Annotated in this window: 1 pseudogene; it reads left to right on the top strand. The window is 73.9% G+C overall.

Annotation, left to right across the window (positions count from 1 at the left end):
- A pseudogene (locus tag ACSNOK_RS35930) lies at nucleotides 1-241 on the top strand (ATP-binding cassette domain-containing protein); the annotation flags it as partial.

The raw sequence follows: 241 nt of genomic DNA, 5'->3' as shown, positions 1-241 counted from the left end.
CACGACGCCGGCACCTTCGCCATCGAGGGCGAGCCCACGGCGCTCTCCTCCCCCCGCGAGGCCCTCGACCGCGGCATCGCCACGGTCTACCAGGACCTGGCCGTCGTGCCCCTCATGCCGGTCTGGCGGAACTTCTTCCTCGGCTCGGAGCCCACCCGCGGCAAGGGCCCCTTCCGCCGCCTGGACGTGGCGACGATGCGCGAGACCACCCGCGCCGAGCTGCTGCGCATGGGCATCGACC

The sequence above is a fragment of the Streptomyces sp. URMC 126 genome (assembly GCF_051386555.1).
Taxonomy (GTDB): domain Bacteria; phylum Actinomycetota; class Actinomycetes; order Streptomycetales; family Streptomycetaceae; genus Streptomyces.
This window is presented reverse-complemented; position numbering and strand designations above follow the sequence as displayed.